The organism is Burkholderia sp. LAS2, from assembly GCF_018417615.1.
Lineage (GTDB): Bacteria > Pseudomonadota > Gammaproteobacteria > Burkholderiales > Burkholderiaceae > Burkholderia > Burkholderia sola.
In genome coordinates this window covers 1639610-1662524 of sequence record NZ_CP071052.1, presented here as the reverse complement: position 1 = coordinate 1662524, position 22915 = coordinate 1639610, and the positions used below count along the sequence as shown (strand labels likewise).

The 22915-nt window shown below is 67.2% G+C and carries 19 protein-coding genes; 2 read left to right on the top strand and 17 right to left on the bottom strand.

The genetic code is table 11. From position 1 onward, the window contains the following. The first annotated feature begins 16 nt into the window (after positions 1-16). Positions 17-1528, top strand: a complete 1512-nt coding sequence (locus JYG37_RS07840) for an HDOD domain-containing protein (RefSeq protein ID WP_213345990.1) — start codon at positions 17-19, stop codon at positions 1526-1528. Between the two features lie 93 nt (positions 1529-1621). Here the strand turns inward: JYG37_RS07840 and JYG37_RS07835 are convergent, their stop codons facing one another. The 16 genes from JYG37_RS07835 to hpnI form a co-directional block, all read right to left on the bottom strand. Further along, the gene (locus tag JYG37_RS07835; protein ID WP_050011412.1) at positions 1622-2416 is read right to left on the bottom strand and encodes an ABC transporter substrate-binding protein; all 795 of its coding nucleotides are present in this window, start codon (positions 2414-2416) and stop codon (positions 1622-1624) included. A gap of 329 nt (positions 2417-2745) precedes the next feature. Next, positions 2746-3774 (bottom strand): succinylglutamate desuccinylase, encoded by a 1029-nt coding sequence (gene astE / locus JYG37_RS07830; RefSeq protein WP_185731843.1) that lies wholly within the window; start codon positions 3772-3774, stop codon positions 2746-2748. Positions 3775-3781: 7 nt separating this feature from the next. Further along, a complete protein-coding gene (gene astB, locus JYG37_RS07825; protein ID WP_050011414.1) occupies positions 3782-5122 on the bottom strand; it encodes an N-succinylarginine dihydrolase in 1341 nt (446 codons plus the stop codon). Between the two features lie 14 nt (positions 5123-5136). Next, positions 5137-6600, bottom strand: coding sequence for a succinylglutamate-semialdehyde dehydrogenase (astD, locus tag JYG37_RS07820; protein ID WP_050011415.1), 1464 nt, complete (start codon positions 6598-6600; stop codon positions 5137-5139). A 7-nt stretch (positions 6601-6607) separates the two neighbouring features. Next, positions 6608-7654 carry an arginine N-succinyltransferase gene (astA, locus tag JYG37_RS07815; RefSeq protein WP_089488287.1) on the bottom strand — a complete coding sequence of 349 codons (1047 nt, stop codon included), beginning with the start codon at positions 7652-7654 and terminating at the stop codon, positions 6608-6610. Beyond that, positions 7651-8718 carry an arginine/ornithine succinyltransferase subunit alpha gene (gene aruF, locus JYG37_RS07810; protein WP_050011417.1) on the bottom strand — a complete coding sequence of 356 codons (1068 nt, stop codon included), beginning with the start codon at positions 8716-8718 and terminating at the stop codon, positions 7651-7653. Before aruF ends, astA begins: the two co-directional genes overlap by 4 nt. 30 nt (positions 8719-8748) lie before the next feature. After that, entirely contained in the window at positions 8749-9981 is a 1233-nt protein-coding gene (locus JYG37_RS07805) for an aspartate aminotransferase family protein (RefSeq protein WP_050011418.1), read from the bottom strand. A 1017-nt stretch (positions 9982-10998) separates the two neighbouring features. Continuing rightward, the gene (locus JYG37_RS07800; RefSeq protein WP_089488286.1) at positions 10999-12039 is read right to left on the bottom strand and encodes a GlxA family transcriptional regulator; all 1041 of its coding nucleotides are present in this window, start codon (positions 12037-12039) and stop codon (positions 10999-11001) included. A gap of 22 nt (positions 12040-12061) precedes the next feature. Continuing rightward, on the bottom strand, positions 12062-12862 hold the full coding sequence (locus JYG37_RS07795; protein WP_006488736.1) for an ABC transporter ATP-binding protein: 801 nt from the start codon (positions 12860-12862) through the stop codon (positions 12062-12064). A gap of 20 nt (positions 12863-12882) precedes the next feature. Beyond that, entirely contained in the window at positions 12883-13596 is a 714-nt protein-coding gene (locus tag JYG37_RS07790; RefSeq protein WP_006476443.1) for an ABC transporter permease, read from the bottom strand. Further along, positions 13593-14282 carry an ABC transporter permease gene (locus tag JYG37_RS07785; RefSeq protein ID WP_011544981.1) on the bottom strand — a complete coding sequence of 230 codons (690 nt, stop codon included), beginning with the start codon at positions 14280-14282 and terminating at the stop codon, positions 13593-13595. The genes JYG37_RS07790 and JYG37_RS07785 overlap by 4 nt, the downstream gene beginning before the upstream one ends. A gap of 364 nt (positions 14283-14646) precedes the next feature. Next, complete coding sequence (locus tag JYG37_RS07780) at positions 14647-15201, bottom strand: hypothetical protein (protein ID WP_050011421.1); 555 nt, start codon at positions 15199-15201, stop codon at positions 14647-14649. A gap of 87 nt (positions 15202-15288) precedes the next feature. Then, complete coding sequence (locus JYG37_RS07775; protein ID WP_124556939.1) at positions 15289-16338, bottom strand: lysylphosphatidylglycerol synthase domain-containing protein; 1050 nt, start codon at positions 16336-16338, stop codon at positions 15289-15291. Continuing rightward, the gene (hpnK, locus tag JYG37_RS07770) at positions 16335-17219 is read right to left on the bottom strand and encodes a hopanoid biosynthesis-associated protein HpnK (protein ID WP_050011423.1); all 885 of its coding nucleotides are present in this window, start codon (positions 17217-17219) and stop codon (positions 16335-16337) included. Before hpnK ends, JYG37_RS07775 begins: the two co-directional genes overlap by 4 nt. A gap of 3 nt (positions 17220-17222) precedes the next feature. Beyond that, positions 17223-18644, bottom strand: coding sequence for a hopanoid biosynthesis associated radical SAM protein HpnJ (gene hpnJ, locus JYG37_RS07765; RefSeq protein WP_050011424.1), 1422 nt, complete (start codon positions 18642-18644; stop codon positions 17223-17225). A 155-nt stretch (positions 18645-18799) separates the two neighbouring features. After that, complete coding sequence (hpnI, locus tag JYG37_RS07760) at positions 18800-19975, bottom strand: bacteriohopanetetrol glucosamine biosynthesis glycosyltransferase HpnI (protein ID WP_050011425.1); 1176 nt, start codon at positions 19973-19975, stop codon at positions 18800-18802. Between the two features lie 637 nt (positions 19976-20612). On the opposite strand from hpnI, the gene JYG37_RS07755 reads away from it, so the two are divergent. Further along, complete coding sequence (locus JYG37_RS07755) at positions 20613-21611, top strand: LLM class flavin-dependent oxidoreductase (RefSeq protein ID WP_050011426.1); 999 nt, start codon at positions 20613-20615, stop codon at positions 21609-21611. A 36-nt stretch (positions 21612-21647) separates the two neighbouring features. Here JYG37_RS07755 and JYG37_RS07750 read toward each other — a convergent pair whose 3' ends face one another. Continuing rightward, complete coding sequence (locus tag JYG37_RS07750; RefSeq protein ID WP_050011427.1) at positions 21648-22709, bottom strand: alpha/beta fold hydrolase; 1062 nt, start codon at positions 22707-22709, stop codon at positions 21648-21650. Positions 22710-22915: the final 206 nt, after the last annotated feature.

Genomic DNA, 22915 nt, shown 5'->3' with positions numbered 1-22915 from the left:
GAACCGAAAGATCCGTATGTCAACCACCGAATACCTGCCCCGCACCGCGCTGCTCGACAAGCTGTGGGCCCGGATGAACGAGCGGGGCGATTTCCCGCTGCTGTCGGAATCGCTGCGCGCGACGATGGCCGCGATGAAGAACGACGACCTCGACTTCACCGCGCTCGTGCGCGTCGTGCTGTCGGACTTCGCGCTCACGCAGAAAGTGCTGCGGCTCGCGAACTCCGCGATGTACATGGCGTTCGGCGGTAACATCACCACCGTGACCCGCGCGCTGATGGTGCTCGGCATGGACGCCGTCGGCCATCTCGTGGTCGGGTTGAAGCTCGTCGACCACTTCCATCAGAGCACGCCGCGACGCATCGACGCGAAGCTTGAGCTGAACCGTGCGCTGCTGTCCGGCTGCGTCGCGCGCAAGCTCACCGAGCACGCCGAACTGCGCGGCGGCGAGGAAGCCATCGTCTGCACACTGATGCGCCAGGTCGGCAAACTGCTGGTGGTCTGCTATCTCGACAGCGAATGGGACCGCATCCGCCGCCGCGCGGCCGAGCTGAACGGCGACGAAGCGGCCGCCTGCGTCGACGTGCTCGGCGTCGGCTTCGACGAGATCGGCGTCGAAGCGGCCGCGCGCTGGAGGCTGCCCGACGTGATCTGCGGCGGGATGGCCGACGACGATCGCGCCACCCGCGCCGACGCGTTCGACAACGAAGACGGTGACGCCCGCCACGCGGGCCCGGCTGCCGACGACGGCTCGGCCGATCGCATCCGCTGGCTGCGCGCGGTGAGCCGCTGCTCGACCGACGTCGCCGGCGCGCTCGTCATGCCCGCGAACCCGCAGCGCGACGCGCGCATCGCGGCGCTCGCGCAGCACTACGGCGCCGAGCTCGACATGGAGGCCGACGCGCTCGTCGAGATCGCCGATCGGCTCGCGCGCGAGGAAGCGAGCGACACCATGATGCGCGAGATCGTCGAGCTGCGCGCGAACGCCGATGCGATCGCGCGCGCGCAGGCCGCGCCCGAGGCCTGCCTCGAAGCCGGCCTCGCGGACTTGCGCGCGCTGCCGTCCGAGCACGTGCTGACGCCGGTGCTCGCGCTCGCGTCGGAAAGCCTGCTGGCCGGCCTCGCGTTCACGCGCACCGTGATGTTCGTGCGGCACGACGACGGCACCTTCGCCGCGCGCCTGGGCTTCGGCCCCGGCGTCGATACGGCGCTCGACCGGCTGCATTTCGACGAACGCTTCGAGCCGGACGTGTTTCATCTCGCGATCTCGAACTCGGTCGGCATCTTCATCGAGCAGGCGCAGGACCCGAAGATGACGAAGCGCCTGCCCGCGTGGTATCTCGACGCGTTCGACGACGCGCGTGCGTTCGTGCTGCTGCCCGTGCGCGTCGGCACGACGAGCGTCGCGCTGCTGTACGGCGACTGGGCCGGCGCGCAACCCGCGCGCAAGATCTCGCAGCAGGAGATGGCCGTGCTCAACGAACTCGCGCGCGAGCTGGGACGGTTCTTCGCCGCGCAGCCCGGCTGACGGCGGGCCAGCCTCCCGTCGTTTTCGCTCCCCAAAAGCAAACCGGCCGCATCAGCAGCCGGTTTTTTACCATCGTGCGATCGAGCGAGGCGCTTACTTGAGCGTGACAGGCACGCTGAAGTACTTCTTCGCGAGGTTGTCGATCGTGCCGTCGGCCTTCAGGTCCTTCAGCGCCTGATCGAGCGCGGTCTTCAGCGCCGCGTCGTTCTTGCGCAGGCCGAAGCCGACGCCCGAGCCGAGGATCTCGGCGTCGCTGACCGTACCGCCCGCGAACGCGAAGCCCTGGCCTTGCGGCTTCGTCAGGAAGCCCTTCGAGCCCGCTTCCGAATCCTGGAACGTCGCGTCGAGACGGCCCGACTTCAGGTCGGCATACGCCAGATCCTGCGTCTGATACGGCACGACATCAACGCCGGCCGGCGCCCACTTCTTCTTCGCGTACGCTTCCTGGATCGTGCCCTGCAGCACGCCGACGCGCTTGCCCTTCAGCGATTGCGGGGTCGGCAGCAGGCCGCTGCCCTGCTTCGCGATCAGCTGGTTCGGAATCGTGTAGATCGGATCGGTGAACGCGATCGCATGCTTGCGCTGGTCGGTGATCGTCATGTCCGAGTTGATCGCGTCGAACTTGCGCGCCTGCAGCGCCGGGATCAGGCCGTCGAAGTCGTTCTCGACCCACACGCACTTCGTCTTCAGCTTCGCGCACACCGCGTTGCCGATGTCGATGTCGAAGCCGGTCAGCTTGCCGTCGGGCGTCTTGTATTCGAACGGTGCGTACGAGGCCTCGACGCCGAACCGGATCTCCTTCAGATCCGCGGCAAACGCGCTGCCTGCCGCCACCGCCGATGCCGCTACCACCGCGTGCGCGGCCACTTTACGCCAATCCAACTTCATCAGGTGTTCTCCTCGATACTCGAATGTTCCGGAACGACGGACGCATGCATCATTGCAGGGTCGAATGCCACCGACAATGCCCACGCGGCGCCGTGATGCGGCGCAACAGCCGCAAGGCCGCGATTGTACCAATCCGCGCGGCCCGATACGGCAAAGCGGCCGCCGGTGCGCGATGCTGCGCTGCGCGCACGGCGGCCGCCGCGCGACCCGTCGAACTTGCAAGACGGTGTCGCAAATATGCAAGCGCGCCGTCCGCGCAGCGGGCGGGCGTCATCGCAAAAAATGAATCGACTGCCGGACGATGCGCGGTCCGCACGATTGCACGTCGATCAGACGAGCGCCGCCAGCGTGTCGCGCGTCGTATCGACGACGAGCAGGCCCGCGCGCAAACCCGGCTTCACGGTCGGGTTCGGAAATACGATGCGTTCCTCGTCGTGCTTCACCGTATAGCGGTAGTCGCCGTCCTGCGCGAGCACCGTGCCGCGCGCGAACGCGGTGAAGTTCGCGACGTCGGCCGCGACGAACAGCTCCAGCGCATCGCTCTGCTTGGTGATCTGATCGATCACCGTGAACACCCGCGGCAATGAGGCGTCGACGTCACGCCGCTCACCCGACACAAGCTTGCGCACCGCGCGGTCGGCCGGCGCGAAGCGCGTCAGGTCGTTCTGGCCGAACGGCCGCACCTTGCCGAGTTCCAGCGTGCACGCGAGCGCGCCGCACTGCTCAGCCGTGAAATGCGAATACGTGTTGCCCTTCGCGGTATGCAGCAGCACGGCCGCGATGCGTGCATCGCCGAGCCATTCGACCATCGCGCGCGTCGGCGGCGTGCCCGTATGCGGCAGCAGCGCGAATTGCTCGAAGACCGATGCGCGAATCGCCGTGTGCATGTCGATGTGCCAGCGCGCGCTGCCTGCCGGCGCGGCCGCGAAGAATGCGGCGGCCGCCGCCTCGAGCTGCGCGGCGCGCGGCGCTTCGCGGCTCGCGCTCACCTGCGCGTGACGGCCGCTGAACAGGCGGTTCAGGTCGTCGTCGAGATAGCGTTCGCCCGCACGCATCGCCGGCACGTTGCCGAGCACGACCAGCAGCCGGCACGCGAGCGGCAGCGCGCCCGCCGCGAGATCGCGCACCAGCATCGACAGCAGCTCGATCGGCGCCGTCTCGTCGCCGTGCACGCCGGCCGACACGAGCACGCTCGCGCGCGCCGCCGTGTCGGCGGCTGCCGGTTCGAACGCGAGCAGCCCGTCGCCGAGCCAGCGCCAGCGCACCGCGCCGCCCGCGCACGCGCCGTCCCGTTCGGCCGGCGCGCCACCGGCCAACGTGAACGCGAGGAAGTCGTCGAGCAGCGCGGCGGCCGGCATCCGTGCCTCAGCGCTGGAAGTCATACAGCGAACCGACGCGCAGGATCTGCGTGAGCTCATCGAGCGCCGTGCGCGATTCGTCGAGCAGCGCCGGATCGGCGAGGTCTTCCGGGGCGAGGCGATCGCGATAGTGCGTGTCGATCCACGCGTCGAGCGACGCGAACAGCGTGTCGTTGATCCACACGTTCGACGTGACGGCCGCGCGCTCGGCTTCGGTCAGCACGACGCGCAGACGCAGGCACGCGGGGCCGCCGCCGTTCTTCATGCTTTCGCGCAGGTCGAACACGAGCACGTCGTGAATCGGGCCGTTGCCGGCAGCCAGTTGATCGAGATAGGCGGCGACCCTCGCGTTCTCGCGGCATTCCTGCGGCACGACGAGCACCTGCGAGCCGTCCGCGCGCGACAGCAGCTGGCTGTTGAACAGATACGACGTGACCGCATCGTTCACGCTCACCGCTGCGTCGGGCACCTCGATCACGTTCAGGCGCGCCCCGCGTGCGTCGAGCGCGGCGGTCAGCGTGTCGTAGATCGCCTGCTTGTTGACGAACGCGCGTTCGTGCGTGAACAGCGTGTCGCGGTTGCCGACCGAGATCACGTCGTTGTGGAACACGCCCGCGTCGATCACGTCCGGATCCTGTTGCGCGTAGACCGTCGCTTCCTCGGCGAGCCCGTGGCGATGCGCGACTGCGCGGCTCGCCTCGAAGGTCTGCCGTGCCGGGAAGCGCTTCGGCTCGGGGCCGCGGCGGTATTCGGCGCGGCCGTACACGAAGAATTCGACGCCCGGCTTGCCGTATTCCGCGCAGAAGCGCGTGTGGTTCGCCGCGCCTTCGTCGCCGAGCGCCGGCGTGCCCGTCAATGCTTCGTGCACCGCGAAGTGCGTGGGGTCCGCGAACAGCGTCGACAGCGTGCGGCGCGTCGCTTCGTGCTCGATCGCGCGATGCAGCTTGCTGCACAGGTTCGCCGGCGTGAAATGCACGCGGCCGTCGCTCGTGTCGGCCGACGGGCTGACGGTGGCCGCGTTCGCGGTCCACATCGCCGACGCCGAGCTCGCCGCGGCGAGCAGTTCGGGCGCCTGCTTCGCCGCCTTCGCGATCACGTCCGCGTCTTTGCCGGAGAAGCCGAGCTCGCGCAACAGGCGCAGCGACGGCCGCTCCTGCGGCGGCAGCACGCCTTGCGCGAAACCGAGGTCCGCGAGCTGCTTCATCTTGCGCAGCCCCTGCTTCGCGGCGGCCTTCGGGTTCGCGGCCGACTTCTCGTTGTTCAGCGACGCCACGTTGCCGAACGACAGCCCGGCGTAGTTGTGGGTCGGGCCGACGAGCCCGTCGAAATTGGCTTCTTGTGCGTTCATCGTCGCTCCCTCGATCAGAAATGCAGGCCCGGCGACAGGCTCGCGGGCAAAGTCAGTTGCGTGCTTTCCACCGACGCCATCGGGTACGCGCAATAGTCGGCCGCGTAGTACGCGCTCGGCCGATGGTTGCCCGAGCGGCCGGTGCCACCGAACGGCGCGGCCGACGATGCGCCGTTGGTCGGGCGGTTCCAGTTGACGATCCCGGCGCGGATCGTGCGGCGGAAGTGATCCCATGCGTTGGCGTCATCGGCCAGCAAGCCCGCGGACAGGCCGAACGCCGTGTCGTTCGCGCGCTCGATCGCTTCGTCGAACGTCGCGTAGCGGACGATCTGCGCGAGCGGGCCGAAATGTTCTTCGTCGGGCAGGTTCGCGACACCCGTCACGTCGATGATCGACGCGTTCACGAAACCCAGGCGCGGATCGCGCTGCGTCATCGCGATGATCGGCTTCGCGCCCTGCTCGACCAGGCGCGCCTGCGCATCGACCAGCTTCGCGGCCGCGCGCGCCGAGATCACCGCGCCCATGAACGGCTGCGGATCGGCGTCGAACACGTCGGCCGTGATCTTCGACGTGACGTCGGCAAAGCGTGCGAGGAAGCGATCGCCGAACGCGCCCTGCGGCACGAAGATGCGGCGTGCGCACGTGCAGCGCTGGCCGGCCGACAGGAACGCCGACTGGATCGTGTGATGCACGGCGGCGTCGATGTCCTCGACCTCGCCGATCACGAGCGGGTTGTTGCCGCCCATCTCGAGCGCGAGCACGATTTCCGGACGGCCGCCGAACTGCTTGTGCAGCAGCGTGCCGGTATCCGAGCTGCCGGTGAAGAACAGCCCGTCGATCTGGCGGTGATTCGCGAGCGCGATGCCGGTGTCCTTCTCGCCCTGCACGAGATTCAGCACGCCGGCCGGCAGCCCGGCTTCGCGCCACACGTCGACCGTCGCGCGCGCGACGCCCGGGGCAAGCTCCGACGGCTTGAACACCACGGTGTTGCCGGCGATCAGCGCCGGCACGATATGACCGTTCGGCAAGTGGCCGGGGAAGTTGTACGGGCCGAACACCGCGACGACGCCGTGCGGGCGGTGACGCAGCACCGCGACGCCGTCGGCCATGTCCTGGCGCTTCTCGCCGGTGCGTTCCTGATAGGCCTGGATCGAGATGCCGACCTTCGCGGCCATCGCCGCGACTTCGGTGCGCGCTTCCCACAGCGGCTTGCCGGTCTCGCGGCCGATCGCGGTCGCGATCGCTTCCTTGCGTTCGGTGAGCAACGCGGCAAAGCGCTTGACGATTTCGCAGCGCGCTTCGAAGTCAAGCGCCGACCAGCCGGCGAATGCGCGGCGTGCGCTCGCGACCGCACGGTCGACGTCCGCCGCCGATGCGCTGCCGCCCTGCCATGCGATTTCATCGGTACCCGGGTTGCGCGACGCGAAGACGGGGCCCGAGCCTGCGACCCAGGCGCCGTCGATGAAGAGTTCCGTCATGATTCGTTTATCCCTGTTTGACTTTGAGCGGCAGCACGCGGACCGGATCGCCGGCCTTCACGTCGAGCGCGGCGGCATCGTCGGCCGACAACACGAACGCGCCGTTCTCAACCACGCCCGGCGCGACGCCGACGCGGAAATCGCCGAGCGACGTGTTCGACACGAGCGACTTCGGCGGATGGCCGCCCCGCGCGTCGTCCCGCGCGTCGGGCACACCGATCGCAACCGGCACGACGACGCTCTCGCGCACCGTGCGCAGGTCGTTCACATGGCATTCGAGCACCGGGCCCGCGTCGAAGATGTCGACGTGATTCTGGTAGCGCAGCCCTTCCGCTTCGAGCATCTTGCGGGCCGGCAGCGTGTCGCGATGCGTGAGGCCGACCGCGTCCTGCGCGTCCTGCGGCAGCAGGTCGACGTACACCGGGTAGCGCGGCATCAGTTCCGCGAGGAACGACTTGCGGCCGTGCGAGCTCAGGTAATCGGCCGCGTTGAAATCGATCTGGTAGAAGTGCGAACCGACCGCGCGCCAGAATGGCGACGTGCCGTCCTCGTCGAAGTGGCCGCGCAGTTCCGCGCAGATGCGTTCCGGAAAGCGGTCGCGGAACTGCGCGATGAACATGAAGCGCGAGCGCGACAGCAGGCCGCCGACGCCGCCCGTGCGATAGCGCGGGCTCAGGAACAGCGAGCACACTTCCGCGTAGCCCGTCAGGTCGTGCGAGATGTTCAGCGCGGACATCCGCGTCCACACGCCGAGCTCCTGGCTCGCATGCACGACCGTGCTCACGCGATAGTTGTAGAACGGTTGTTCGAGGCCGACCTGCGTCTCGATTCCGCACACGCCTGCGATGTCGCGCGTCTTCGAATCTTCCATCACGAAGAAGTAGCCGGCCTCGCCGGGCGCCGCGTGGCCTTCGAGCGTGCGGCGCGAGCGTTCGATGCGCGCGGCCAGCGCGTCGCGGTCGGGCTTGAACGTGGTCAGGCCCGGCCCGGTTTCCTGCGCGAGCGACACGAGCGCGTCGACGTCGCCCGTTTGTACGACCCGAACGACGATCATGCTGCGTCTCCCTTCAAATCTTCATCGTCGCGGCGATGCAGCGGCACGCAGCGCACGACATCGCCTTCCTTCACATCGAGCGCCGCGCGCACGTCGCCGGCGAGCGGCGCCTCGGTGCTCCGCGCATCGGCCGTGTCGCCCGGCAAGTCGACCAGCACGCAGCGGAACGATTCGCCGCTGCCCGTCGACACCATGTACGCGACGTCGCCCTGCTGATGCGCGGCCTCGCGCACGACGCGCTCCGACGCCTGCTTCACGCACGCGGTGCGGTCGACCTGCGCGGTCAGCACCGGGCCCGCGTCGAAGATGTCGACGAAGCGGTCGGGCTCGAAGCCTTCCTCGAGATGGATGTCGTACGCGAGCAGTGCCGTTTCGTTCGGCTCGCCGAGCACGCGCTGAGCGGCTTCCGGCAACAGCGGCACGTACAGCGGATAGGCCGGCATCACTTCCGCGATGAACGTGCGGCTGCGACCGCCCGATGCGATGTCGACGTCGGTGAAGTCGCGGCCGAAGAACTTGCGGCCCACCGCTTCCCAGAACGGCGACGCGCCGTTGCCGTCGCTCACGCCGAGCAGCAGCGTGAACACTTCCGGCGTGAAGCGGCGGCGGTTCGCGGCGATATACATCATCCGGGCACGCGAGATCAGGTGCGCGGCCGCGTCGCCGCGCAGCGACGGATCGACGTAGAAGCCCGCGAGCCGGCTCTTGCCGGTCAGCTCGTGCGACATCGTGAGCGCGTGGATCTTGCGGTTCACGTGCAGCTCGCGCGACGCGTGGATCAGCGCGTCGTTGCGGAACGCGTAGAACGGTTCCGAGTAGCCGGCCGCGGCCACGATGCTCGCCGTGCCGAGCAGCTTGCCGGTTGTCGAATCCTCGAGCACGAAGAGGTAGAACTCCTCGCCGGCGAAGTCGACGTCCGCGCGAAACGAATCCTCGGAGAGCGCCACGCGCGCTTCGAGCGCCGCGCGGTCGTGCGGCAGCGAGTGCAGGACCGGCTGCGCGGTGCGCGCCATGTGCGCGAGCGCATCGAGATCCGTGAGTTTGCCGGGGCGAACAAATAGCATCGTCGTTCCTGTCTGCGATGGGGGCGCCGATCAGCGCGCGGTGGCTTCCTGTGCGGCAAGCACTTGTTCGACCGCCTTCTCGAAGCGCTTCACGCCTTCGTCGAGCAGGTCGAACGGGATCACCAGCGACGGAACGAAGCGCAGCACGTTCGGGCCGGCGATCAGCATGATCAGGCCGTTCTCGGCGGCGGCGGTGACGAAATCCTTCGCGCGACCGTCGAATGCGGCGGTGAGTTCCGCGCCGACCAGCAGGCCCTTGCCGCGGATGTCCTTGAAGATGCCGAAGCGCGCGTTGATGCGTTCGAGTGCGCCCTTCAGGCGCACGCTGCGTTCGCGCACGCCTTCGAGCAGCGCCGGGTCGCCGATCAGTTCGACGACCTTGTCCGCGATCGCCGATGCGAGCGGGTTGCCGCCGTACGTCGTGCCGTGCACGCCGACCTTGAAGTGCGCGGCCAGTTCGTTCGTCGTCAGCATCGCGCCGATCGGGAAGCCGTTGCCGAGCGCTTTCGCGGTCGTCAGGATGTCCGGCGTGACGCCCGTGTCCATGTAGGCGTAGAACTGGCCGGTGCGGCCCACGCCCGTTTGCACTTCGTCGAAGATCAGCAGTGCGCCGTTGGCGTCGCACGCTTCGCGCAGTGCCTTCAGGAACGCCGGATCGGCGGGGATCACGCCGCCTTCGCCTTGCACCGGCTCGACGATCACGGCGCAGGTTTTCGGGCCGATTGCGGCCTTCGCGGCTTCGATGTCGTTGAACGGCAGGTGCTTGATGCCTTCCGGCACCGGGCCGAAGCCTTCCGAGTACTTCGGCTGGCCGCCGACGCTGACCGTGAAGAACGTGCGGCCGTGGAACGACTGCACGAACGACACGATTTCGTATTTGTCTGCGCCGTGGCGGTCGAACGCGACGCGGCGCGCGAGCTTCAGTGCGGCTTCGTTCGCTTCCGCGCCCGAGTTCGCGAAGAATGCGCGGTCGGCGAAGGTCAGCGATTCGAGGCGCTTCGCGAGGCGCAGCACCGGCTCGTTCGTGTAGCCGTTGCCGATGTGCCAGAGCTTGCGGCCTTGTTCGTCCAGCACCTTCAGCAGTTCCGGGTGGCCGTGGCCCAGCGACGTGACCGCGATGCCGCACGCGAAATCCACGTACTCGCGGCCGGCCGTGTCCCACACGCGGGAGCCCTCTGCACGGTCCGGCACGAACGGCGCGGGAGAGAATACCGGCACCATCACTTCGTCGAATGTCTGGCGGGTCACGGTCGAGGTCGTCATGGTCGTTCCTTTCGGTTTCGTAAGAGGGTTCAACAGGATCAAGTTTAGGGAAGGGTGACGCAAGCGTCTTGCGGAATTGCGACGGGTTCTATCGGAAGGTTTTGGTTTTGCCCTTTCGGGCTGGCCGGGGCGGCTACGCCGTGTCGGTATTTTGGGGCTTTTTCCCGCTCGTCTGGGGTCGGCTTCCCGGGTCGTGACGCACCTGTGATCGTGTCGGTCCATTAGCGTCGCCCCTCCGCGGGGCAGCGGTCACTTTTCTTTGTCTTGCCAAAGAAAAGTAACCAAAAGAAAGGCGCTCAGATATCGCATAACCTCCCGGTGCCATCGCCAACAAAGTGGTCCGCACAAAAGTGTCCGCGCCAGTCACGAAACCGGAGTGGTTCGAGCAATGGTTCTGACACCACTGCCTGCCCCACGGAGCGGTATACCGCCCGCTAGCTCCGTCCTCGCTTCGCTCGGCCGATAGGTCCATCCCGGCCAATGCCGCCATCTTCCGCCCGTTGCAAGGCACTCGCTCTACTTTCGATAAACGGGAATACGCTGCTCTGCCCGTGAAAAAAATGGGGGACACAAATACATCGTCTCGCGCAGACATCGATCGTCAAACGATCCGGTCATACAAATGCGGAGAGCAGAAAAAGTGCCTGGCAGTCGACAGTTCATGCAGGAAGCAAGAGTGCCCTCCCGCCCTGAAGTACCTTCCAGCCGAGCGTAGCGAGGATGGAGCTAGCGGACGGTATACCACTCCGTGGGGTAACGAGAGATGTCAGAACCATTGCTCGAACCACTCCGGATTCCTGACTGGCGCGGACACTTTTGTGCGGACCACTTGGGGTGCCATGGCACCGGTAAGTCATGCGTTATCTGAGCGCCTTTCTTTTGGTTACTTTTCTTTGGCAAGACAAAGAAAAGTGACCGCTGCCCCGCGGAGGGGCGACGCTAATAGACCGACACGATCGCAGGTGCTTCACGCCAACCGCGGGCGGACCGCCAACCAAACCAAGTCAAACCCGGATCTCAATCCTTCCCGCGCTCGACGAGCGCCCCACCCCGAGGTTCGCTGCCGCCGCCGGTCTGCTTCTCGAGCCACGCTCTTCGATCCTCCCGAGGCGTAACACCAAACCTTTCGCGATAAGCGTTAGAGAAGTGCGCAGCAGAAGAGAACCCACAAGCGAGAGAAACCTGAACGACAGACTTGCTGGTCCGCTGCAACTGCGTCCTTGCCTTGAGCAACCGAAGATTGAGGTAATACTTCGAGGGCATTGCCCCGAGATACTGACGAAAGAGCCGCTCGAGCTGCCTCCGTGAAACGCCCACGAGCCCGGCGATCTCATCGGTCGTCAAAGGATCCTCGATATTGGCTTCCATCAAAAGCAAAGCATCATTCAACCGAGGATGTCGCTCACCGGGCGCGGTAACAAAAGGAATCCGTTGGCGCTCCTCACCACTCCGCAGCGTCCCGGCCCCGAGCGCATCAGCAATCCGCTCCGCGAGATCCACCCCATGTTCCCGGCCAATCATGGCCAACATGAAATCGACGGTCGCCTGCCCACCGGCACAGGTGGCCCGATCGCGATCGATCTCGAAGATCTGCTGCGTGACGATCGACCGCTCGAACTGCTCGGCGAACTGCTGATACGTCTCCCAGTTCACGCTCACGCGATACCCGGAAAGCTGCCCGGCCATCGCCAGCCACCACACGCCGTGATGAATGCCGGTCACAACGGGCGTACGCTGCCCGACCCGCGCGAGACTCGCGAGAAACAACCGGTAATCGGCAAACTGCTGAAACCGCTCGGACACGACGATTACCCAGTCGCACGCGATCGCATCGTTGAACGCCGCATCGGCATGCCACTGCGCGCCGCCCGCGAGCGGCACCGGCCGACCGTCCCACGAACACACCTGCCAGCGATACAGCAGGCGTCCGTCGATCTCGTTCGCGAGATTCAGCGCATCGACGATCGGACCCACGCCCGACATCGACACGGGCGGCAATGCAACGATCGCCACCTGCGTCGTGCGGGTGGCGCCTGCGGGACGAGACACCGGTACCACGTTGAAAACCTGCCCTGTCGCGTTACTTGAGGCTGCCCGACAGGAACTGCTTGAGCCGCTCGCTCTGCGGGCGCACCAGCACCTCCTTCGGATCGCCCTCTTCCTCGGTCCGCCCCTGATGCAGGAACATCACATGATTCGACACGTTGCGCGCGAAACCCATCTCGTGCGTGACGACGATCATCGTGCGGCCTTCCTCGGCCAGCTTCTGCATCACCTTCAGCACTTCGCCCACCAGTTCCGGATCGAGCGCGGAGGTCGGCTCGTCGAACAGCATCACGTCCGGATGCATCGCCAGCGCCCGCGCGATCGCCACGCGCTGCTGCTGGCCGCCCGACAGATGCGACGGATACTGCTTCTCGACGCGCGGCGGCAGACCGACCTTCTCCAGGTACTCGCGCGCACGCTCCTCGGCTTCCTTCTTCGAAATGCCGAGCACGTGCACGGGCGCTTCCATCACGTTCTCGAGCACGTTCATGTGCGCCCACAGGTTGAAGTGCTGGAACACCATCGCGAGCTTCGTGCGGATGCGCTGCAACTGCTTGTGATCGGCGACTTCGAGCGCGCCGGCGCGGTCGGTCTTCGTGCGCACGGCCTCGCCGTCGACGACGATCTGCCCCGCATTCGGCCGCTCGAGAAAATTGATGCAGCGCAGGAACGTGCTCTTGCCCGAGCCGCTCGCGCCGATGATGCTGATGACGTCGCCGGCCTTCGCGTTCAGCGACACGCCCTTGAGCACCTCGTTGTCGCCATAGCGCTTGTGGATGTCGACCGCGGCAAGCTTGACGGAAGCGGACGCGCTCGTTTGAGTGATCTCGGCCAACTGGCTCTCCTCGAAGTAATTCAATGACGGGCGGCCGCGAGATACGCGAGCCAGTGGCGCTCCGCGCGGCGAAACGCCGCGACGAGTGCGAACGATACCGCAAGATAGATCAGCGCGGCGATCCCGAACGACTGGAACGCCATGTAGGTCGCGGAATTGGCGTCGCGCGCGACCTTCAGGATGTCCGGCACGGTCGCGGTGAACGCGACGGTCGTCGCGTGCAGCATCAGGATCACCTCGTTGCTGTACAGCGGCAGCGCGCGGCGCAGCGCCGACGGCAGGATCACGCGGCGGTACATCGTGAACGGCGACATCCCGTAGGCCCGCGCCGCCTCGACCTCGCCGTGCGGGATCGCACGAATCGCGCCGGCGAAGATCTCGGTGGTGTACGCGCAGGTGTTCAGCGCGAACGCGAGGATCGCGCAGTTGAAACCGCTGCGGAAAAACGCGTCGAGCAGCGAGTGCGAGCGCACGAACTCGAGGCTGTACATGCCCGTGTACATCAGCAGCAGCTGCACGTAGAGCGGCGTGCCGCGGAACACGTACGTGTAGAACCGCACGGGCATCGACACCCACTTGTTCCTCGACACGCGCGCGACCGCGAGCGGCACCGCGCACACGAAGCCGAGCGAAATCGACGCGACGAGCAGCCACAGCGTCACCGCGAGGCCGGACAGGCGCTGGCCGTCCCAGAAAAGGAACGCCTTGCCGAATTCCTGGAGGATCTCGATCATAGTTCTGCGTGCCGCACGCCCATGGAATAACGCTTCTCGAGCTGGATCAGCACGAGGTTGGAGACGGTCGTGATCGCGAGATAGATCAGCGCCGCGACGAGGATGAAGAAGAACATGTTGAACGTGCTCTTGCCGGCGTCCTGCGCGGCCTTCACGACGTCCGCGAGACCGATGATCGACACCAGCGCGGTCGCCTTCACGAGCACCTGCCAGTTGTTGCCGATGCCCGGCAGCGCAAAGCGCATCATCTGCGGAAACATGATCCGCACGAACACGCGCGCGCCGCTCATCCCGTAAGCCGAACCGGCTTCGAGCTGGCCGCGCGGCACCGACAGGAACGCGCCGCGAAACGTCTCGGTGAAGTACGCGCCGTAGATGAAGCCGAGCGTCAGCACGCCGGCCACGAACGGATCGATGTCGATCTGGTTCCAGCCGACGAGGTCGGTGAACTGATTCAGCCAGATCTGGATGCTGTAGAACAGCAGCAGCATCAGCACAAGGTCGGGCACCGAGCGGATCAGCGTCGTATAACCGGTCGCGATCGCTCGCAGCACCCGGTTGTGCGACAGCTTCGCCACCGCGCCGATCAGCCCCAGCGCCACCGCAGTGGCGAGCGACAGCACCGACAGCTCGATGGTCTGCACGGTGCCGGCCCAGAGGACGGGACCAAAGCCGTAAAGGAACACGCGCGTCTCCAGAGTTGAATGAATGCCGACGCGTATGCCTGTCCCGCGCCGGGCTGACGCGGATAGTCGCAAGCGAAATTATTTGCCTCAAATCACCGTGCGCGCGATTGCTGCGTCGCAACAATTCGTCCCATCATTTCTGCGCACGGCCTACGCCGCTGTTTCAAAAGGAAAAAACCCGCTTCCTGACAGTCCGATGACGCGCCGGGAAGCGGGCTTTTTGCAATTTTCCGGTCGCTTTTTCGATATAGCGCCGGCTTGGCCGTCAGGCCGAATGGGCAGATCCGGACCGACGCCACACAATTGCTCGCTCATGCCCGCGACGCGCTGCGCGGGCTGGCTGAAGAAGCGCCGCGGGTGAGCGTCACCGCCCTTTCAGGATATCGGAGCGCGATGTCGTATAGACGAGCCCGTCCGGGCCGAAATGGACGTTGAAGAATGCGTCGGTGTTGACGCCGTCCTCGAGCCAGCGCCAGCTCCAGACCGTCTCGGGCTTCAGCGGATACTGCGCGACGTCCCCGGGCTTGCCGAGCAGGCGCCGCACCTCGTCCTCGTCCATCCCCGGGCGCACTTTCGCGAAATTCTCGGCGGTCAGCACCTGTGTCGCGCCCGTGTAGCGCCCGTTCGCGTCGAGATCGACGAACCACGTCTGGTTGCCCATCGGGCCGCGCGGATATTCGAGACGCTTCGAGCCGTCGGTGAACGTGCGCTCGGTCTCGGGTTTGCCCATCGTGCCGCGCACGTCGGCCTCGGTCGATTCGCCGACCTTCAGCCCCTTCAGCAGCAGCGGCGCGGGCTTGATCGCGTTGAAGAAGTCCCTGATACGTTGCACGTCGAGATGGCCTTGGTCGTCGCAACCGGTCAGCGCCAGCGCGGCGGCCAGCATCGTCACGGAAAGCAGCCGGAAACGAAAAATCATCGGAAGAATGGCGCGTGGAGAAACACGCGGCAAGGATACCCGCGCGGCGCCGAAAGCGCGAGACGGGCCGCGCGGCCCGTCGGAGGTTCAATGCGTCGTTTCGGTTTCGGTCCGGGCTTCGGACGCCCGATTCGCCGGCGGCGCCGGGCGCGGCCCACTCGGCGGCGCGCCCGGACGGCCGCGCGTGCGCACCAGCTCGGCAAGCTGCCACGAGCCGAGCGCGAGGCAGCCGAACAGCACTTCGCGGCCACGCTTGACCACCGCGAGCGACAGCGCCGTCTCGCGGTCGACGCCGAACATCTGCGCGAGCAGCACGACGGTCGCCTCCTGCACGCCGAGCCCGCCCGGCACCATGAACGCCGCATGCCGGACGGCCTGCGTCATCGCCTCGATCGCGATCGCGCCGCCGATCGACACCGGATGGCCGAGCAGCGCGAGCGCCCAGTAGATCTCGAGCGCGCCGAGCACGTAGCCGGCCAATTGCCAGAAGAACGCGCTGAACAACAGACCCGTGCGCGACATCAGCGAATCGATGTCGGCGTCGAGCCGGCGGCCGTCGACGCCCTGCAGCAGCCGGTGCGAATCGCCGAGCAGGCGGCCCGCGAAACGCTCGATCGCATGGAAGATGCCGCCGCGCCGCATCAGCACGACGCCGAGCACCGGCAACGGCAGCGTCAGCAGCAGCGCGAGGCCGATCGTGCCGCCGCCCATGTTGTCGGTCGTCGCGAGCAGCAGCACGAGGCCGAGCGCCGCGAACGCATACTGGACGACGATCGTCACGAGCACCTCGACGATCACCGACGCGGTCACGCGGCTCGCGTCGGGCACCTGCCAGCGCGCGAGCCGGATGCCGACGATCTCGCCGCCGATCCCGACCACGGGCAGCAGCCGGTTCACGGCCTCGCGCACGGTCGCGATCCACCACAGGAACGCCAGCGACGCGCGCCGGTCGAGCAACTGGTGCCACGCGTATGCATCGAGCAGCAGCGGCAGCGCGTGGAACGGCACGAGCCACAGCAGCGCGTAACCGGCGCGCGCGAGCATCTGCGACACGTCGCCGACGCCTTCGTGCAGCCCCAGCGCGAGCAGGATGCCGATGCCGATCGGCCAGCCGAGCCACTTGATCCACTTGCTCATGACGGCTGCGCTCCCGGTGCGCGCGACGCATGCGCGCCGCGCCGGGCCGCGGGCCCGCCGAACACGTCGGCAAAGCCGCCGGTCGCGACGCCCGCCGCCTTCAGCGCGGCCGCGACACGCGGCGACAGCAGCGCATCCAGTTCGTCGACCGGTCGGTAGCCGGCCATCGTCGGCGTGATCGGACCGTCGCCGGCTTCGGCCGGATGGCAGTAGATCTCGCCGACGCCCGGCGGCAGCTTCGCGAGCGCGTCGAGCAGCACGGCCTCGTCCATCGCACCCGTATGCTCGATGCCGACCACGTAGTCGTTGTGCGCGAGCCCGGCCCGGTCGAGCCGCGCGCGCACCAGCGCGATCCACGGCTTGAGCAGCGCGGGCGCGCTCGTTTCGTACGGCAGCCGCACCGCGCGCAGCCCGTAGTCGCGGCCGATCTCGACGATCATCGACAGCACGGTCGGGTGCAGGTGGAAATGCTTGTGCGCGTTCACGTGATCGAGCGGCAGGCCGCTCGCCGCGAACGCGTCGAACTGCGCACGGATCTCGCGGCGCAGTTGCGCGCGCACGTGCGGCAGGAAGAAGAAGCGACAGCCGTCCTTCGCCATCGCGTCGCCGAAGCGCCCGTCAAGGCCGACGAGCGCGGGAATCTCGTGCGCGGGCAGCGTGGCCGGCCCGTCCGCGAGCACCAGATGCAGGCCGACCGCGAGCGACGGCAGCCGCCGTGCGCGCTCGATCGCATCCTGCGCCGCAGGCGCACCGACCATCAGGCTGGCGGCGTTCAGCACGCCGTCGCGATGCGCACGCTCGACCGCCGCGTTGACGCGCGGGTGCAGCCCGAAGTCGTCCGCGGTAAAGATCAGCGCCCGCGCCGCCCGCTGCGTCGTCACGGATCAGGCCTCGTGCGCGCGCAGGAAACGGAAGAACTCGACGCCTTCGCGCAGGCGACGCTTCATCATGTCCCAGCTCGTCAGCATCTCGCGCACGATTTCCCAGATCTTCGACGGGCGGAAGTAGAACTGGCGATAGAACTGCTCGAGATGGTGATAGATCTCGTCGCGCGACAGGTGCGGATAGCCGATCGCCGCGAGCTGCACGCCTTCCTTGCTGACCAGGTTGATGGTCTTGTTCTCTTCCATCCAGCCGTTCTCGACGGCCTGCTTGTACAACGTCGTGCCCGGATACGGCGCGGCGAGCGACACCTGGATCGTGTGCGGGTTGATTTCCTTCGCGTACTCGATCGTCTTCCTGATCGTCTCCTGCGTCTCGCCCGGCAGGCCGAGGATGAAGGTGCCGTGGATCTTGATGCCGAGCTTCTTGCAGTCCGCGCTGAAGCGGCGCGCGAAATCGGTGCGCACGCCCTTCTTGATGTTCACGAGGATCTGGTCGTCGCCCGATTCGAAGCCGACCAGCAGCAGGCGCAGGCCGTTGTCCTTCATGATCTTCAGCGACTTGTACGGCACGTTGGCCTTCGCGTTGCACGACCACGTGATGCCGAGCTTGCCCAGGCCGATGGCGATGGCTTCGGCGCGCGGCAGGTCGTCGGTGAAGGTGTCGTCGTCGAACATCAGTTCCTTCACTTCCGGCATGTTGTCGCGGATCCACTTCGCTTCCGCGAGCACGTTCTCGACCGAGCGCGTGCGGTAGCGATGGCCGCTGACCGTCTGCGGCCACAGGCAGAACGTGCAGCGCGACTTGCAGCCGCGGCCCGTGTAGATCGACACGTACGGATAGTTCAGGTAGCCGATGAAGTAGTTGTCGATCTTCAGGTCGCGCTTGTAGACGGGCGCGACGAACGGCAGCTCGTCCATGTTCTCCAGGATCGGACGCGCTTCGTTGTGCTCGATCGAGCCGTCCTTCGCGCGCCAGCTCAAACCCTTGATTTCGGGGAACGGCTTGCCTTCGGCGATTTCCTTGCAGGTGTAGTCGAATTCCTCGCGACAGACGAAGTCGATCGCGTCGCTCGCCGTCAGCGAGTTGTGCGGATCGACCATCACCTTCGCGCCGACCATGCCGACCCGCATCGACGGCTTCATCTTCTTCAGGTCCTGCGCGAACATCGCGTCGGTCGGGAACGACGGCGTGCTCGTGTGGATGATCACGAGGTCGTAGTCGTTCGCGATCTTCAACGTTTCCTCGACCGACAGCCCGTCGGCCGGCGCATCGACGACGCGGCTGCCCGGCACGAGCGCGGCCGGCTGCGCGAGCCAGGTCGGATACCAGAAGGAACGGATTTCGCGCTTCGCCTGATAGCGCGAACCGGCTCCGCCGTCGAAGCCGTCATACGAAGGGGCCTGCAAGAACAGCGTTTTCATGAATGCTCCGGTAGCCTGCATAGTTCGTTTCGTTACAACGATTCAGTCAAAAAACCGCGGGCCGCCCTGCCGGCGCCCGCCTCTCTGTCATGTCGCGCCGCGCGGCTTCGCCGTGCGACGCGTCTCGGCCCGCGGGCCGGGTTCGATCGACGGCGCTAGCGGCCGTCCACTGCTTCCACGGCCGCCGTCGCGCGTTCGCCGCCGACGACCGTCATCCTGGCGCCGCGCCACACGACCTGCGTGCCGAACACGGCCGCGAGCCACTCGAGCGCGAGCAGCGTGTCGCGCACCGCGACGAGCGGCAGGTCGCGCCAGAACGCGCGCCAGCCGTCCTCGCCGCGCGCGTGCAGCACGAGCCGCCCGAATGCGCCGACCGCGGCCGCCCCGCCCGCCAGCGTGCCGGCGAAGGTGCCGTCGAGGCGCAATGCCAGCACCGCGCCGATCGCGAGCCACGGCGCGGTAAACGTGATGAACAGGAACGCGAAGCCGGCCGGGTTCAGCGAACGAATCGTGCGCAGCCAGCGCGTCTCGCGGTGCCACAGCGGCCCGAACGACGGTTCGATCACGTCGGTCGCGACCTCGACCTCGGACAGCACGGTGCGCCGCCCGAGGCGGCGCGGCAGCTCGGCCAGCCAGAAATCGTCGGCCAGCTCGTCCTTCAGCGCGAAGAGACCGCCGATCCGGTCGAGCGTGTCGCGCGTGAGCGCGAGCGTCGCGCCGAAGCCGAAGCGGCTCGAGCGGCCGAGGTGGGTGATCCGCACCGACGGCGCGAACCACGCGTCGACGAACTGCGCGCCGATCCGCGTCCAGAAGCCGCCGACGCTGCGCGCATGATACAGGCACGTGACGACCCCGACCGACGGGTCCGCGAGCGGCGCCGTCACGCGCTCCAGATAGTCGGGCTGCACCGCGATGTCGCTGTCCGCGATCACGATGCGGCCGTATTTCGCGCGCTCGGCGAGATTGATCAGGTTGCTGACCTTCAGGTTCTTGCCGTGCACACGCGCGTCGATCACGACCGTGATGTCGCAATCCGGATGATCGGCGCGCAGCCGCTCGACGACGGCCGCGGCCGGATCGGCCGACGATGCGACGCCGAACAGCACCTCGTAGCGAGGATGGCGCTGCGCGCAGAAGGTCGCGAGGTTTTCATACAGGTGCGGCTCCGCGCCGCACAGCGGCTTCAGCACGCTGACCGGCTCGAAGCCGTCGCGCACCGTCGTGCGCGGCGTGCGCGGCCGCGGCGCGAAGGCCGCGACGAGCGCATAGCCGGCCGCGGCCAGCGTGAACGCGATCAGGAGCCAGTCGAGCAGCGTGGCGGTGGGCGTCATGTGCGATGCCTCCCGGCGACGTGGGCGCCATGGCAAACGCTTGAGCGTGATTGAGCGTGATGCGGTATTCCGACAACGACGAACGCGGGCACGACCCGACTCCTTGTTCCAGCAGCGTCTGTAAGGGGGAGGCGCGACCCGTTGTTCGGGTTCGGCCATGCCCGGCTTCGCGTGGCGTATCCCCGCGCAGCGTCCGGACGGCATGCGGGAAGACTCGAATGGCTCCATCGGCACAAGATGGGCAGGCGGCGGATTTTAGCAGTCTGCGCCCCCGCGCGCGCGGTGCTACGCGAAACGGACTAGTGCAATTCCGGCAAAGCTGAGCGGTCGACGAGCCTGATCGGCCCGGCCACGTTCACATTAGCGTAAGCACTTTGCAGGCGTATTGCAGTCTTTAAAATCAAACGTTTCGTGCAAATTTGTATGTCGATGCGGTTTCACTTCCAATCGCCGTAAAGTTTGGTAATTAATCAGCGATTAGATTGATTTTCGCAACGATCGTCGCAAGCAACCCTGCGCCCCTGTAAGGCGCATGGGTATCCGTGCGCCGCCAGCACGTTCCGGAACCCTTTGGCAAAATCCTTGGCGTCTGTTGCGTCAGCGCATCACCACGCCACCCCGTTTCGAAGGTCTTCCGATGACACCGTTTTCCGTACTCGATCTCGCGCCCATTCCGGCCGGCGCCGACGCCTCGCAGGCGTTCCGCAACACCGTCGATCTCGCGCAGCACGCGGAGCGCTGGGGCTACCGGCGTTACTGGCTGGCCGAGCATCACAACATGCCGGGGATCGCGAGTGCGGCCACCGCCGTCGTGATCGGCCACGTCGCGGGCGCCACGCAGACGATCCGGGTCGGCTCGGGCGGCATCATGCTGCCGAACCATGCGCCGCTCGTGATCGCCGAGCAGTTCGGCACGCTCGCGTCGCTGTATCCGGGGCGCATCGACCTCGGCCTCGGCCGCGCGCCCGGCACCGACCAGACCACGTCGCGCGCGCTGCGCCGCGACCTGATCGGTAGCGCGGATTCGTTCCCGGACGACGTCGCCGAACTGCAGCGCTACTTCGCGGAGCCGGTCCCCGGCCAGCGCGTGCGCGCGGTGCCTGGCGCGGGGCTCGACGTGCCGGTGTGGCTGCTCGGTTCGAGCCTGTTCAGCGCGCAGCTCGCAGCGATGCTCGGGCTGCCGTTCGCGTTCGCGTCGCACTTCGCGCCCGACTATCTGATGCGGGCGCTCGAGATCTATCGCGCGCAGTACCGGCCGTCGGCCGCGTGGCCGAAGCCGCATGCGATGGTCGGCGTCAACGTGTTCGCGGCCGAGACCGACGACGAGGCGCGGCGCCTGTTCACGTCGCTGCAACAGCAGTTCATCAACCTGCGGCGCGGCACGCCGGGCAAGCTGCCGCCGCCCGTCGACGCGCTCGAGGCGAACGAACTCGAACTCGCGACCGTCGCGCATTCGCTGTCGTTCGCGGCGGTCGGCTCGCGCGACACGGTGCGCGACAAGCTGCGCGACCGTATCGCGCAGACGGGCGCCGACGAGCTGATCATCACCGCGCAGATCTACGATCATGCCGCGCGGCTGCGCTCGTTCGAACTGGCCGCGCAGATCCGCGACGAACTCGCGAACGAGGCAAGCTGACGGCACGACCGCGCGCGGCCGGCCGCCCGCGCCGCGTCACTGCGGGCGCACGGCGTCCAGCCCGTCGAGCAGCGCCTTGTGGAACGCGTCCGGGTCCTGGATCTGCGGCGCGTGGCCGAGCGCCGGGAATTCGACGAGCTGCGCGCCGGGAATCGCGGCCTGCGTGCGCTTCGCGAGTTCCGGATAGCGGCCGAGCTTCGCGTGCACGTCGGGCGGCGCGACGTCCTTGCCGATCGCGGTCGTGTCCTTGTCGCCGATCATCAGCAGCGTCGGCACGCGAATCGCGCCGAATTCGTAGACCACCGGCTGCGTGAGGATCATGTCGTAGATCAGCGCGGAGTTCCACGCGACCGCGTCGCGGCCGGCGCCGCGATACATGCCGGCGAGCATCTGCACCCAGCGCTCGTACGACGGCGCCCACTTGCCCGCGTAGTAGGTCGCCTGCTCGTAGCGGCGGATGCCGTCGGCGTTGGTCTTCAGCTCGCGCGCATACCAGTAGTCGACCGACAGCGGCGGCACGCCGAGCGCCTTCCAGTCCTCGAGGCCGATCGGGTTCACGAGCACGAGCTGGTCGGTCGCCTTCGGATACATCAGCGCGTAGCGGATCGCGAGCATCCCGCCCGTCGAGTGGCCGATGATCGTCGCCGATTTCACACCGACCGATTCGAGCAGCGCGTGCGTGTTGCGCGCGAGTTGCTGGAAGCTGTACTGGTAGCGCTCGGGCTTCGACGACTTGCAGAAGCCGATCTGGTCGGGCGCGATCACGCGATAGCCGGCGCGGCTCAGCACGCCGATCGTGTCCTCCCAGGTCGCCGCGCAGAAGTTCTTGCCGTGCAGCAGCACGACGGTGCGGCCGTTCGGATGCGCGGGCTGCACGTCGAGGTACGCCATCTCGAGGGTTTCGCGCTGCGACACGAACGCGTATTCGTGCACGGGCGCCGGATACGCGAACCCTTCCAGACGCGGGCCGTACGCGGGCCCGTCGTTGGCGGCGGGCGTCGCGGCGACGCTCGCAACGGGCATCGCGCACGCGGCGGCGGCGCTCGCGCCGAGCACGGCGGCGCGCGCGGCGGACAGGATCTTGCAAATCGAAAGCATGGCGGTCACGGTGATGGGGGGACGCGCGCGGGCTGCCGGGTTGCCGCGGGCTGTCTCGGGCTGTCTCGGGCTGTCTCGAGCTGTCTCGCGCCCCGCGATTCTACGCGGTCGCGTGACGACGGCGCGCAACACTCCAACGCCGCGCGACTTCCGCGCGTACGACGAACTCGGGTATCGTGTGACGTGACCCTGAAACGCGTGCAGGC